At 37.3% G+C, this 12,709-nt stretch carries 18 protein-coding genes; all 18 read right to left on the reverse strand.

Features of this window, described 5'->3' with window-relative positions:
* Positions 1 to 16 precede the first annotated feature (16 nt).
* The 18 genes from ACWYN3_RS25665 to ACWYN3_RS25750 all read right to left on the reverse strand — a co-directional run bounded on the left by ACWYN3_RS25665 (position 17) and on the right by ACWYN3_RS25750 (position 12,530).
* Positions 17 to 1,054: a zinc-binding metallopeptidase gene (locus ACWYN3_RS25665; protein ID WP_456223153.1), complete on the reverse strand. Its 1,038-nt coding sequence runs from the start codon at positions 1,052 to 1,054 to the stop codon at positions 17 to 19.
* A gap of 101 nt (positions 1,055 to 1,155) precedes the next feature.
* A complete protein-coding gene (locus tag ACWYN3_RS25670; protein WP_456216918.1) occupies positions 1,156 to 2,619 on the reverse strand; it encodes a RagB/SusD family nutrient uptake outer membrane protein in 1,464 nt (487 codons plus the stop codon).
* Between the two features lie 10 nt (positions 2,620 to 2,629).
* Positions 2,630 to 3,007, reverse strand: a complete 378-nt coding sequence (locus ACWYN3_RS25675; protein ID WP_456216919.1) for a hypothetical protein — start codon at positions 3,005 to 3,007, stop codon at positions 2,630 to 2,632.
* A gap of 10 nt (positions 3,008 to 3,017) precedes the next feature.
* Positions 3,018 to 3,533: a hypothetical protein gene (locus ACWYN3_RS25680; RefSeq protein ID WP_456216920.1), complete on the reverse strand. Its 516-nt coding sequence runs from the start codon at positions 3,531 to 3,533 to the stop codon at positions 3,018 to 3,020.
* A 32-nt stretch (positions 3,534 to 3,565) separates the two neighbouring features.
* Positions 3,566 to 4,504, reverse strand: coding sequence for a hypothetical protein (locus ACWYN3_RS25685; RefSeq protein WP_456216921.1), 939 nt, complete (start codon positions 4,502 to 4,504; stop codon positions 3,566 to 3,568).
* Between the two features lie 32 nt (positions 4,505 to 4,536).
* Positions 4,537 to 6,090 carry a TonB-dependent receptor plug domain-containing protein gene (locus ACWYN3_RS25690; protein ID WP_456216922.1) on the reverse strand — a complete coding sequence of 518 codons (1,554 nt, stop codon included), beginning with the start codon at positions 6,088 to 6,090 and terminating at the stop codon, positions 4,537 to 4,539.
* Positions 6,053 to 6,277, reverse strand: a complete 225-nt coding sequence (locus ACWYN3_RS25695; RefSeq protein WP_456216923.1) for a hypothetical protein — start codon at positions 6,275 to 6,277, stop codon at positions 6,053 to 6,055. The genes ACWYN3_RS25690 and ACWYN3_RS25695 overlap by 38 nt, the downstream gene beginning before the upstream one ends.
* Before the next feature lie 37 nt (positions 6,278 to 6,314).
* Positions 6,315 to 6,593, reverse strand: coding sequence for a FecR domain-containing protein (locus ACWYN3_RS25700; protein ID WP_456216924.1), 279 nt, complete (start codon positions 6,591 to 6,593; stop codon positions 6,315 to 6,317).
* Positions 6,568 to 7,275 carry a FecR family protein gene (locus ACWYN3_RS25705; RefSeq protein WP_456216925.1) on the reverse strand — a complete coding sequence of 236 codons (708 nt, stop codon included), beginning with the start codon at positions 7,273 to 7,275 and terminating at the stop codon, positions 6,568 to 6,570. The genes ACWYN3_RS25700 and ACWYN3_RS25705 overlap by 26 nt, the downstream gene beginning before the upstream one ends.
* A 101-nt stretch (positions 7,276 to 7,376) precedes the next feature.
* Positions 7,377 to 7,547 carry a LuxR C-terminal-related transcriptional regulator gene (locus ACWYN3_RS25710; protein ID WP_456216926.1) on the reverse strand — a complete coding sequence of 57 codons (171 nt, stop codon included), beginning with the start codon at positions 7,545 to 7,547 and terminating at the stop codon, positions 7,377 to 7,379.
* A gap of 14 nt (positions 7,548 to 7,561) precedes the next feature.
* Positions 7,562 to 7,996 (reverse strand): sigma factor, encoded by a 435-nt coding sequence (locus ACWYN3_RS25715; protein WP_456216927.1) that lies wholly within the window; start codon positions 7,994 to 7,996, stop codon positions 7,562 to 7,564.
* Between the two features lie 418 nt (positions 7,997 to 8,414).
* Positions 8,415 to 8,543, reverse strand: coding sequence for a glycerophosphodiester phosphodiesterase family protein (locus tag ACWYN3_RS25720; protein ID WP_456216928.1), 129 nt, complete (start codon positions 8,541 to 8,543; stop codon positions 8,415 to 8,417).
* Positions 8,544 to 8,563: 20 nt separating this feature from the next.
* Positions 8,564 to 9,010 carry a hypothetical protein gene (locus tag ACWYN3_RS25725; RefSeq protein ID WP_456216929.1) on the reverse strand — a complete coding sequence of 149 codons (447 nt, stop codon included), beginning with the start codon at positions 9,008 to 9,010 and terminating at the stop codon, positions 8,564 to 8,566.
* Positions 9,011 to 9,048: 38 nt separating this feature from the next.
* Positions 9,049 to 9,303 (reverse strand): glycerophosphodiester phosphodiesterase family protein, encoded by a 255-nt coding sequence (locus ACWYN3_RS25730; protein ID WP_456216930.1) that lies wholly within the window; start codon positions 9,301 to 9,303, stop codon positions 9,049 to 9,051.
* Between the two features lie 10 nt (positions 9,304 to 9,313).
* Positions 9,314 to 9,517, reverse strand: a complete 204-nt coding sequence (locus ACWYN3_RS25735; RefSeq protein WP_456216931.1) for a hypothetical protein — start codon at positions 9,515 to 9,517, stop codon at positions 9,314 to 9,316.
* A gap of 40 nt (positions 9,518 to 9,557) precedes the next feature.
* The gene (locus tag ACWYN3_RS25740; RefSeq protein ID WP_456216932.1) at positions 9,558 to 10,091 is read right to left on the reverse strand and encodes a hypothetical protein; all 534 of its coding nucleotides are present in this window, start codon (positions 10,089 to 10,091) and stop codon (positions 9,558 to 9,560) included.
* Complete coding sequence (locus ACWYN3_RS25745) at positions 10,033 to 12,039, reverse strand: outer membrane beta-barrel protein (RefSeq protein WP_456216933.1); 2,007 nt, start codon at positions 12,037 to 12,039, stop codon at positions 10,033 to 10,035. Before ACWYN3_RS25745 ends, ACWYN3_RS25740 begins: the two co-directional genes overlap by 59 nt.
* 14 nt (positions 12,040 to 12,053) lie before the next feature.
* Positions 12,054 to 12,530, reverse strand: a complete 477-nt coding sequence (locus ACWYN3_RS25750) for a carboxypeptidase-like regulatory domain-containing protein (RefSeq protein ID WP_456216934.1) — start codon at positions 12,528 to 12,530, stop codon at positions 12,054 to 12,056.
* Positions 12,531 to 12,709: the final 179 nt, after the last annotated feature.

Raw genomic sequence — 12,709 nt, forward strand, 5'->3', positions numbered from 1 at the left:
GTTGGCTGCGTAGCAACTAAAGCGAGGGTAGCAACACCAGCAGCATCAATCTTAATCGGTAATCTGCATCTGCAAAAAAGACCGTAGTTCCTCTTGTAAAACTGTAATTCAAAGTCATTGTTCCAGCTGCCTTAAAGGTCAGTGTTATATCCTGCAAACTAAATCCCGAGCCAGTCATATTTGCCGAAGCAGCATTCCATAATCCAGAAAATTCTGCTGACTGATTAGCATCTTTGTTTGGGTTTGAATACATCGTAGTATAACCAACCCCTGGTCCTATCATCTTAGACAATACAGGTGCGCTGATTTTATACAATGCATTTTGTACTTCTGTTTGTAAAGCATAGAAATCAATATTAAATGATGATTTAAAGTAATCAACTACATATTGCTCTTTCTTTTTCAACTTTACCTGTGCATCAGCAGGAGCAGTACTTACGGCCGCATTATAACCTACACGCCCCATCATCAGCATATTAGATGACATCTCTGCATAATCCTCTTCTGGAGCCGCTCTTGCATACTGAGTAATAAATCCTAAAGCCCTTGCTTCAGCCAATGTCCCCAAAAGCCAGTTACCCATGTACCCACCTTTAGAAATCGTTTGGAAATCAGTCTGATAATCAACAGTCTGATTTAAAATATGCGTGTACTCATGTTGTATAACCTGGATCGCCTGTTTTACAGAGACCAGATTGGTTTTATCAAAAGTGTTCACAACATACAATACGATTTTACGTCCGCCTTCTGCTGTTCCCAATGTAATACTACCATCCTGATTATATGCGGCACTACCAGCCAGAACAAATTGCTTAGGAGAGATTCTTTTAATAAAATCTGCACCTCCGATTTTCTCAAAAGGCTTAATCCATACATCTCTTACGGTTTCCATCATCGGAATAACCTGTGATTCATTTGGCGGGGTAATATTCTTTCCGTTTTCCAGTTCAAACCTGTCAAACCTGAACTTAGTTTCGATATTATATGGTTTCAAATAATTGTTATCCAGCCATATATCCACATCCGTCTTATCTATAATGTTTTTATCTATAATATTAGATTGGCATTGAGTTTATCTTCCTTTTTGCAGGAAGCCATTGTCATTAAAATGAATAGTGTAAAAACACCAGTATTAAATATATTTTTCATAATTAATTATCTAGGGTTAAGAGCTATACCGGACAATTCTACCTGTGATGGCAACTGGAACAATCTGCGCGGATCATCAGCTTTCAGTTCTATTGTTGTAAAACTTCCATTAGCAGATACTACATTATGTTTAACAGGAAGCTTATATCTTAAAACATCAAACCAGCGCAAACCTTCCATGATGAATTCTGCTTTCTTAAAATCAAGAATAGTGTTGATTAATCCTTGTTTAGCATCTGTAGTACCGTAATAGTTAGCAATCTTAGTTAAAGTAAGGCCATCAGAAATAACATTAAAATTAGCAAGTCTTGTACTTGCAAAAGTATTCAGATCCTGTATAGCAAGCGTATTTTGTCCTGTTGCAGCATAAGCCTCCGCCCTGTTAATCAGAGCCTCATCAGCAGTTAACACCGGAACAATCGTATACGGATCTCCAATAGTCGCATTCTGACTTGTTTTAACAAAATATTCATTCCATTTCAAAAGGCTATAATTTGGTACACTATAATTGTATACAGAATGTACCCATGATTTACCAGTTACATTAGGAATGCCGAACAAAGCATTGTTAAGTGTCTGTCCAAACCCATAACGGTTTGTTCTGGTTCTTGCCCATGAAGAAGCGGTTTCTATCAATAACAAAGTAGAAGGCTCTGTTGCCATCGTGAAATTGGTATACATTTCAGCACCTGAATAGTTCTTGTAACGTGTACTCCATGGTCTGATAATTCCAGCAAATGCATTACCAGACGAGATAGCACTCGCATGTTCAATTACTTTTGGATAATCCTGCTTGAATAAATAGAACCTTGCAGCAAAAGCATGTGCAGCGGCTATATTGAAATGGTACTTTGGAATTCCATAGGCACTGTTCTTAATTAATGGCAAACCTTCAACCAGATCTTTTTCAATCTGATCATATACTGAAGCTACAGTTCCACGGGTATACTGACCGTTCACAACTTTTTCTGGAGTGGTTACATAAGGAATACCCGGCGAAGTGTTATCACCACCAGCAGCATATGCCTTTGAATATAAAGTAACCAGCATAAAATGCGCATAAGCACGGGCAAGCAGCGCTTCTCCTTTATAAGGCTGATAAGCAGTTTTATCTGTAGCCTTTTCAATAGCAGACAATGCTTCGTTAGCAGCTGCAATAGCTGTGTAACTTCCATTCCAGTAATCTGTAGGCGTATCCTGAGTGTTATCAGGATTATCCTGCCAGAAATAAGGTAAGGTAATATATCTCTCCAGATTAACAACCTGAGGTCCTTTATCTTCCATATTGTCAGATGCAGCTTCAGTAAAAGCAATGTAGTTAGCTTCCGGATAAGCGCTGGTTAATAATTGTGCAACTTTATCCACAGAATTTATTTGCGTTCTCTGATCTGGTGAATGCTCCAGAAATTTTTTACAGCCTCCGGTAGAGACCAGAGCCAGTGCCAGAAAGGGTATATATATTTTTTTCATATTCTTCTCTTTAAAAACCTACTTTTAATGATAATGTAAACTGACGTGGGATAGGTAAGGCTACTCCTCCTGAACCAAAGAATTCAGGATCCTGACCATTCAACTTCTTATCTGAATAAATCAGGAATAAGTTGTTACCAACCAAACTTAGAGAAGAATTCGTAAAGCCTAATTTCTTCGAAAATGCTGCTGGTACCGCATAGCTTAATATAATTTGTTTCATTCTTACAAAACCACCGTCTGCAACTCTTTCAGTAGAATAGTTATAGTTGCTATAGGCATATATTCTCGAAAAAGCAACTGCCTGCTGTTTATCAAGAATAGCTGGCCAGTTAGTTTTTAACTCATCACCAGGCATTTCCCATCTGCTTAAGAAGCCACGCGGCATTGCGTCAAGATCACTGTAAGAAGTTTTGAAAGCGGGGTTTAATCTTACTTTTATTACCTGCAGAAAATGTAATTAAAGTTGACAGTGTGAATTCTTTATATTTAAAATTATTAGAGAAACCTCCTGTGTATGTAGGGTCTACAGGGCCTTCATATTTTAAATACTGAACCTGGTTACTTTGCAGGTTAATATCATTACCAACTACTCCATACTCATTTATAAAACTTGGTGAACCATTATTTGGATCCAGGCCTTTAAAATCAAGTGAGAACAATCCTCTTTGAGCATAGCCCTCTAATGCACCACCATCGGCACCAGTTAATCCAAAAATTAATGGTTGACTTTTCAGGTTAGTAATTTTGTTGGTATTATGAGCAAAGATAATCTGTGTTTTCCAGTTAAATGCTCCTGCTTTCACCACAGTTCCACCAATTGCAACCTCAATACCCTGAGATTTCATATCCGCATAGTTCGCCTTTTTTACAGATTCACCACCGATACCACCTGTTCTGAAATCACCAATCAAATCAAAACTTTTTCTTTTGTAAGCGTCAACAGTTAAGTTAATGAAATACGATCATCAAACAAACCTACATCAAGACCTAAGTTAAACTCATTCAATTTCTCAAAAGTCAGTTGTGAATTCTCTAAACCAGCGATGTATAGCTTAGTTTCTTTCTCTGTCAGATAAGGGCGTTTTGTAGCCATACTTTTAACTACTAAACTTGAATTTGTGGCATCTCCCATACTTGCAACCAAACCATAGGTTGCACGTAAAGTAGCACGGTTAATTACTTTCTTTAAACCAGCGCCCTGCATAAAATCTTCAGTGTCGATATTCCATGAACCCGAAACGTTCCATGTTGGTAACCATCTTGCTGTAGTTGATTCTCCTAAAAGATTTGATCCGTCATATCTTCCTGTCGCATTGAAAGCATATTTCCCTTTATAAGAGTAAGCAGCTCTCATTGAATAATTTAAATATCTCTCATAACGGTAGCCCATGCTATAGTAGTTAAATCCACCTTCAACATTTGACTTAACAATAGTCGGGTCAATAAATGGAATTCCACCTTTATCATATTGATAACCATATCCATCAAAAGTCTTGTTCTGACGATCGATAAACCTCATCTCCTGTGTACCAAAAATATTTACAGTATGATCAGTATTAAACACCTTATTGTATTCTAAACTGTTACGTACATAATAGTTGGTAATATTATCATCATTGGTATTATAAAATCCACCAAAAGGCAATACAGAAACCGGAAGAGCATTAGGGTCATCAGGATTAGAATACAAAAATCTATTTCTCTTTTTAATGGTAGCATCAAGAGGACTAATACCTGCACGGTATGCCTCAGCCATATTAGAATGTTCAGTTATTTTATGTTCCTGACTAGTTCTTGCAAAACGATATGCACCATCAAAAGAATATTTCAGATTATCTGTAATTTTGTATTTTACACCGGCCTGAACCTTCAAGTCTATCACATTCAATTCTAAAGTGTTATTCTCTAGCTCATTTAAAATATTAAAAGGGGCAAAATTCTGTGTAAAAAAAATTCACGATTACCATTTTCATCATAAGGAGTCAGCGTACGACTTGTATTTAAGGCATAACTGAAAGGATTGATATCAAAATCACGGTCATAAGTCCCATAAACAGGATTTCCTTTTCTACCTAAAGTTCCCGGTGCTTTTTGATCACGGACAGATCCCTGAGTAATTAACTCAACACTTAATCTATCGTTAATCTCAAAATTACCACGTATGTTACCCGTAAAACGCTTCACATTATCTCCTATTGACCAGCCGTTATCCTTTAAAAAACTGGTAGAGGCATATATTTTTGAACGTGCTGTACCCGACGAAACACTTACTGAATGTTCCTGCATAAATGATTGTTTAAACAAGACATCAAACCAATCCGTATTTGCATTTGCATAACGCTGTAAAAACTGCTTCTGACTTGGCGCATCATTTCTTAGTGCATAAGCGTCTGTTAAAGGATTATAGTCATACATCTTATTAAACATTGAAGTGAATACACCGCCATTTTCAGCACGTGAAGCTTCTGAATGATTTAATAATCCTTTATTCTGCATCTCCAGGTAAACATTCATCTGATCCGCAGAGTTCATGATATCGAAACTGCTGTAAGAAGGTTTCATATAACTTGAAAAGTTACCCGTATAGGAAACAACAGGTTTACCATCTGTATTTTTACCTTTTTTAGTCGTAATAATAACTACACCGTTCATGGCTCTTGCTCCATATTGAGCAGTTGCAGCAGCATCTTTCAAAATATTGAAACTTTCAATATCATCAGGGTTTAAACCTGCAACAGATGAACCAACTAAAGTAGAAGGATCACCAGTAGAAAGCTGCTCATTAGAAATGTTCACTACATCTTCCAGAATAATCCCGTCAACAACCCAAAGTGGTTTGTTATCTCCAGTAATTGAAGTTGCACCACGGACACGGATTTTAGGTGCAGCACCGAATGTACCCGATACGTTTTGAACAGATACCCCAGCAACACGGCCTTCTAACATTCTGCTCACATCGGTGATACCATCACGCTTTACATCCGAAGCTTTTAATACCGTAGATGATCCAGTGAATAATTTTTTATTGATATCCTGATACCCATTAGAAATAATACTTACTTCATTTAACTGGCCAGCGTCTTCTTCCATAGCAATATCAATTTTGGTTCTGCCATTTACTGCCGCAACTACAGTTTTATAACCTATAAAACTGAAAGTCAGTACAGCATTATCCTGAACCTTAATCTGATAATCTCCCTGGGTATTACTGGAAACTGCATTTTTAGCACCTTTCTCTCTAATACTTACTCCAGGAAGGTATCCGCCATCTTTTTTTGATGTCACACGACCGGTTATAGTAATCATTTGGTTTAAGACCTGGAGTGGGACTTTTACTAGAATCACCTGTTTCCCAACAATGTTATAATTGATCCCCTTTTCCCTCAGGGGCTCCAGGTCAGCCTTAATTGAAACCAGCTTTGCCGGAACTTCAATATTTGTGCTTTTTATTAATCTGAGCAGCATCATAGACAAAACTTACCTGATAGGCTTGTTCAATCTTTTTAAGATAACTATCCAATCTTTCGATTTTAAGTGCTTCACGTTGTAATTCTTCTGCCTGAGCAAACGACGTGCAAAAAAAAACAAAACACATGAATATAGCCATGAGGCCATACTTTAGTCTTCGCAATTTTTCTGAGTAGTGTTTCTCCATAATTGGTTCTAGGTTATTGGGTTTAAAGTTGATTTTATTAAAGGTTCTTAATGGTGATCTGATGATCAGTAGAGTCTATTTTAATTTTATAAGTTTGTTTTAATACGGTTAATATTTCACTAAGGTTACTGTCCTTAAAATTGGCATTGAACTTTTTAGCAATACGCATTTTATCATGTACAACCAGGTTTACATTATAATAGGCACTCACCTGTTTACAAACTTCTTCTAATGGCATATCCACAAAAACAAGTTCTTTAGTGATCCAGGAAGTAGCATTTGAACCACTTTCACTCCATTTTATGCTGAGCTTCATTGTAATTAATTGCCTGTCCGGCAACCAGAATAGCAAAAGAGCTGACCGAATTCGGCGTGAACATTACTTTCCCGGTTTTAACTGCCAGTTTAATAGAAGCATTTTTATAATTTATATTGAAGGATGTTCCTAATACGGTAACTTTCGATTGTCCAATAAGGACATTAAAAGCCCGTTTAACTTCATGATGCACTTTGAAGAAGGCCTGACCTTTAACAAGGATTACCTCACGGGCAGTATCGGCCAGTACTTTAGGATACCTGATCCGGGTGTTTTCAGCCAGAACGACTTTTGTACCATCACTTAGAAAAACAGAATCAATCTGCTGTTTAGTTTCTTTAACCAAAAAGGGAACTTCAACTGGTTTGGGATAGAAGAAAATCGCAGCGGTTGCCGTAACTGCAATAGCAGCAGCTACTTTAAGCCAGCCGAAAGACCGAGTTTTTTGCAGGTTTTCTCCATTTAACCTTTCACCGAATTTTTTTGAAGAGCTGACAGGATCAATTTCATAAAGTCTTTTTGTTAAAACAGAAGATTCCCAAATAGTTTTGGTTTCCTGAAAAATCGCTTCATTTTCTGCTGACAATCGTCTGAGATCTGCAACTTGCTGCGCCAGAAATTCATCATCAGGCGTATTAAAATGGTTCAGAATAATATTCTGAAAGGTTAAATCTTCTTTCAAATGTCTAGGTTTTGTATGGATGACAAATAACCACCCAAAAACCCCTAGTCTATTTTACAAAAAAATGATATTTATTTAAAACAATTAGAAAAAAACAGGCTTTAATACAGAAACAACGACAGCAAAGAAAAATATTTAGCCTTACTTTTTGGATCTTCAGCTTGTATATTATGAATTACACGCAATCTCAGTAACCTTAAGGCATTACTCATGTGATTTTCAACTGTTTTCTCAGAAATAGACAATTCGGTAGCTATATCTCTGTACTTCAACCCTTCCAGCCGGCTTAATTAACTTTCTTCTGACATTTTTCGGGTAATTGCTCGATCTCATTATAAAGAAGAACAATTAACTCATTTTGGTCATTAATAATTTCTATATCATCATCGGTCAGGTGCTCAGCTATTTTAAGATGATGCTTCTCAATATTCTTTTGTCTGTTGATATAATTTAAAGAAGCATTGACCACACTTCTGTACAAATAAGCTTTAACTGAGTTCACATATAGCAATAGTCCCCTGTCTTCCCAGATCTTCAAAAACATATCCTGCACGATCTCTTCAGCAACATGCATGTTCTTAACATACCGGTCAGATACGAGTATTAGCTTTTGAAAATTGTTAGAATAAAAAACGGTAAACGCACTTTTGTCATCATCTTCTATGAGATTAAGCAAATCCTCCCCCGTAATTATACCGTCTGTTGTCTCATTAATCTTCATTAAACTCCTTAACCCCCTAAAATTCCCAGAAAAAGTAATATGCGTCTACGCTTCTAAAATCTAAAATAGCATTTAGCAATCACTCTTGGGCAATAATTATTAATAATGTGAGTTATTAAAAGGTTTTATTAAAAAATCCCGTCTATTTAGCAGGAAAACCAGCATAAGAAGGCACGTTGTGTTAGGACGAACGTCTGTGTGAGTCCACGTCAAGTCCACGTCGGGTCCACCTCGAGTCCGCCTTCTGCCGTAAATAGGTGGACTCACTATGGAACAGCATTTTACCGGAGTTGAATTCGTACAGAAGTCTACCGGATCTCAACAGAAAGGCCATGTTATTTTCTTGCTTTATTTCTCAACAGAAGAGATAAAGCAAGAAAATAACATGGCCTTTTTAAAAGCTTTTTAAGAGGGTAATTTATTTTTGATACTTTCCGAACAAAGCAACTGCCAGATCCGGGTAGTCTGAAATAATTCCGTCAACATTCAGTTCAGCCATTTTTTTCAAAGATGGCTCATCATTAACAGTCCATGGCAATACCTTCACTTTTAGCTGGTGTGCATCTTTTACAACGCAGCATCCACCATCAGGTAATACGGGCTAACAGTATCCGGAGTAAAACCAAGCTTGCTCAGATTAACTGTAAAATTGTCCTTATTTGCTACCAGGTAAGAAAGCTTTTGTTTAGGATCTGTTTGATGTAACACGACTAAAGGCCGTGTATCAAATGATTGTATGATAACTCTCTTTGTGATTCCTTTGCTCTTAAGAACATCCATAACCAATTTAGAAAACACCTCTGGTTCCGGATGAGCAGTACCATCACCATCTGCTGAACTTTTGATTTCTATATTATAAAATACAGGCTTCAACTTATGGATTTTAACATAAGACTCAACACTATCAATCAATACTGACAATAACGGTTTTACAGTCTTCATTTTCAGTTGCTTAGGAAATGAGGCATTCACCTTTGTACCACCATCATAACTTTTGATCAGTTCATAAGACATTTGATATAATAAAAGTGACTTTTCTTCCTCTTTACTAATTACAGCCCCATCAGGCTTAGCATAAAATCAGCAGACATGTATAAATCATGAGAAACAACAACCTGCTTATCCTGAGAAATTACGCAATCAAGTTCCAGTGTTCTTACGCCAAGATCTACGGCATGCAGCATTGCAGCGATAGAATTCTCCGGCATAATCCCTCTTCCACCACGATGTGCCTGCACGTCCAACTTTTGCTGAGCCTTTACTGCTGTAATAGAAAAACAGCATATCATTACGAATAGATATTTCATATATTATTGATTAAAAACTATAACGAAGTCCTATCTGAACCTGATAAGGATTACCAGAAGGTTTAACTACCCCTGCACCATTTACTCTGTAAACAAAGGTATTAGTTGTTTTATCAAATCCATCAACAGCAGGTGTCGTCGCTGTTTTAGGAAGTCCTAAAGAGTACAGTGCCTGAGTACCTAATGATTCATTCACACCCCATTTCTTATTCAATAAGTTACCTACGTTAAAAATATCACCTGATAATTCTAAACTATGCGTTTATATAAATTTTAAATTTCTTAGTGATTCTTAAATCAAAGATCCCATAAAAACTATTAATTCCACCATTTCTCTCTGCCATCTGTCCAGAATATTTCAGAATATAATCTTTCACACTCTGGCTTGCATTCGGGTTATCTAAAACGGCTTGCAGACCAGCCCGAACGTTCTGAGGTACCGCAGGATTGTTTCTGTCAAAAATATAAGCCAGGTCATTCGTTCCAACAAAGTCACCATTGGTATTACCACCAGACAACAAGGTGTAACGTGTACCACCAATTCCAGAATAACGAACACCAATACCTATTCCGTAAAAAGTTGGCAGTGTTCCATAAATTACAATTTTGTTGCGGAACTGGTTATCGGATGCTGTCATTTTGCTTAAATCACGAGGGTCATCTCTTACTGGCAATGATAAAGTTGCACTGTTAGCTACGTTACCATTGTAAGAAGTATTATCTCTGGCATCATTCCAGGTATAACTGAATGAAATTGCGCCATCCCTTAAAATACTGATAGCTACCATCAATCACAACGGCAAACTGGTTTACTTTACCTTTACTGTTCAACTCCAGCACACGGCCCAATTTATCACTGATACGGCCTTGCTGCCAATCTGGTGAACTATTCTGAATACTGTTAGCAGGTACATAAACACCGCGGTTATCTTCATTTGATAAACGGAAGAAAGGATCAGCAACCATGTTACGATCTACGTACATATAGTTATGCCTTCCTAAAGTCATGTAACCTGTGATACCTACTTTTAAACGGTCTGTAATAAAACGGTTGTAAGATACATTGGCTTTATAAACAACCGGAACCTGTGCATCACTTGCATTTGCATTAATTGTTGTTAATTTGTTCACACCCGGCAGACCAAATAAATCCTGTCCAGGTGCGCTTCCCGGATTTGCGCGATAACCAGGAAAATCTGGCGTAGGTACACTTGTCCCTCTCACATCAATTGATGCCAAATGGTTTCCATCAAATACCATGTTGTTGATCGTTGCATAGTTGTTAATGTCTGATGCAAAAATACCAGCACCAAAACGAACAAAATCCTGATGTCTGTCATTGATATCCCAGTTAAACTGGATACGTGGTTGAATCTGAAGGGTAGAAAGTGAATTATCAGTTCTTAAACCAAGCTCATCAAATACTAACTGATTAAATTTCCCTTTAGGATAGCTGCTGTAATCCAGACGTAAACCTGCAACTACATCTAAACCCAATGCAAGTTTGGTCTGCATCTGGCCATAAATCGCAGTATTATAAATTCCTTGTTTCACACTAGGGTCTGCCAGAAGAGGCACCTCTCTGGTATAACGATAAGGTCTTCTCGCTTCAAAATTATCCAGTGCCGTAGTTTTGGTCGCGGCATCATCTCTGAAATAGAAACGTCCGTTTAATTCACTTCCATAAGTAGAATGTGCATTCGTATACATGAAATCAACCCCGAAAGTGTATTTAACCTTATCCGTATTATAATACAGGTTATCTACCAATTGAAATACATTATTCGTAAATCCTTCCTGTGCAAAACGATGACCACCCATTTGAATATCAGTTGTTAGTGAATTGCCACCAATACTAGAAGCAACACCTTCAACAACTCCACGTGGAATATTTGCACCTGGTAATTGATTTCCAGGACTGCTTAACTGATAAGTATATAAATGCTGTGCTTTTAATTCGTTAGTTAAACGCGGACTGATAGAAGTACGTAAGGATGCCAGGAAACTATTGTCAACATTCTTATCATTTCCGTAGGATTCATATAAATTAATAGCGGTGTTATCTTCCAATCCCAGCGGATTTCTATCATTTGTATAGTTATCACGAACGGTCAATAAGTTTTTCTCATTGATCTGCCAGTCTATACGTGCAAATGCTGCATCAGATCCTCTTTTTTTATCAAATGATCCATATTGAGGCGTGTTAGCAACACCATATACTCTGCGTGCGATATCTACGTACTTATCTAATGTAGGCTGATTAATCTTTAGCCTGGTCTCATCTGCAGGAGATAAAATATTTGCGATCTGTAATGGACGGGCTTCTTTCTGATGATCCCAAACCATAAAGAAGTGCAGTTTATCTTTGATAATCGGGCCGCTTAATGAGAAGCCGTACTGATAAGTAGAGAAATCCGATTTACGTTTATTCCCATTGATATCGTATGGACTGGTCAGCCAGTCTGCACGTCCATAAGTAAAAGCACTACCACTTAATGTATTTGTTCCTGATTTGGTTACCGCGCTGATTGCACCGCCACCGCTTCTTCCCTGAGTTACATCATATTGGTTAGTCACCACCTTAAATTCACGTACAGCTTCTATAGAGATAGAATAAGGCGCGTTACTTCTGCTGGTTGTTGAACCTGCTGAAGTAGGGTTTTTAGCAGTCATCCCATCAATGGTAAAACCTGTAGAAGAACCTAACTGGCCTGAAATATTATTGCCTTTACTCAATGGAGAAAGATCGGTTAATGCTGCAAAATACGTCCGACTACCGGAAGCCTTGTAATATCCCTTGCCGAAATCGTAGTTGCTGCCCCCAGAGTTTCAGTTTTATTCTTCATTCCTGAACCAACAATTTCCACAACAGATAGATTATTTACTGCATCCTGCATGGAAATATCAATCCTTAGGGCATCACCCTGATTCAGGGAATAACCTGCTCTTTTTTGCTCACCAAAACCAATATAAGTAACGGTTACAGTATAAGGCGTACCTAAAGGAAGTTCCTTAAAAGTGTATTCTCCTTTTGCGTTTGTAGTTGTTCTTGTGGTAAAACCAGTTGACTCATTCCGAACTTGTACAGATGCACCCGGAATAGTTTTTTTAAGGTCATCGGTTATAATCCCGGAGACAGATGCTTGTGTTGTTTGCGCTGCTAATTCGTTTTTACAAAAAGAAAAAAGCGATAGCATGAGTAATGTGCAAAGTAGATTTTTCATCATATATGGTGATCTTTTTTTCAGGCAAATTTAAAAAGACCACCATATTAGCCGTAGAATATGTTTGTATTAAGGAATTATACGGTCAATATTGACATTAGATTATAGCTTAAATTATATAACCAATAATTACTTTAAATAGTTAAATCATAAAAATTTTATATATTCAATTGAAATTACAA

The sequence above is a fragment of the Pedobacter sp. NJ-S-72 genome, assembly GCF_053890575.1.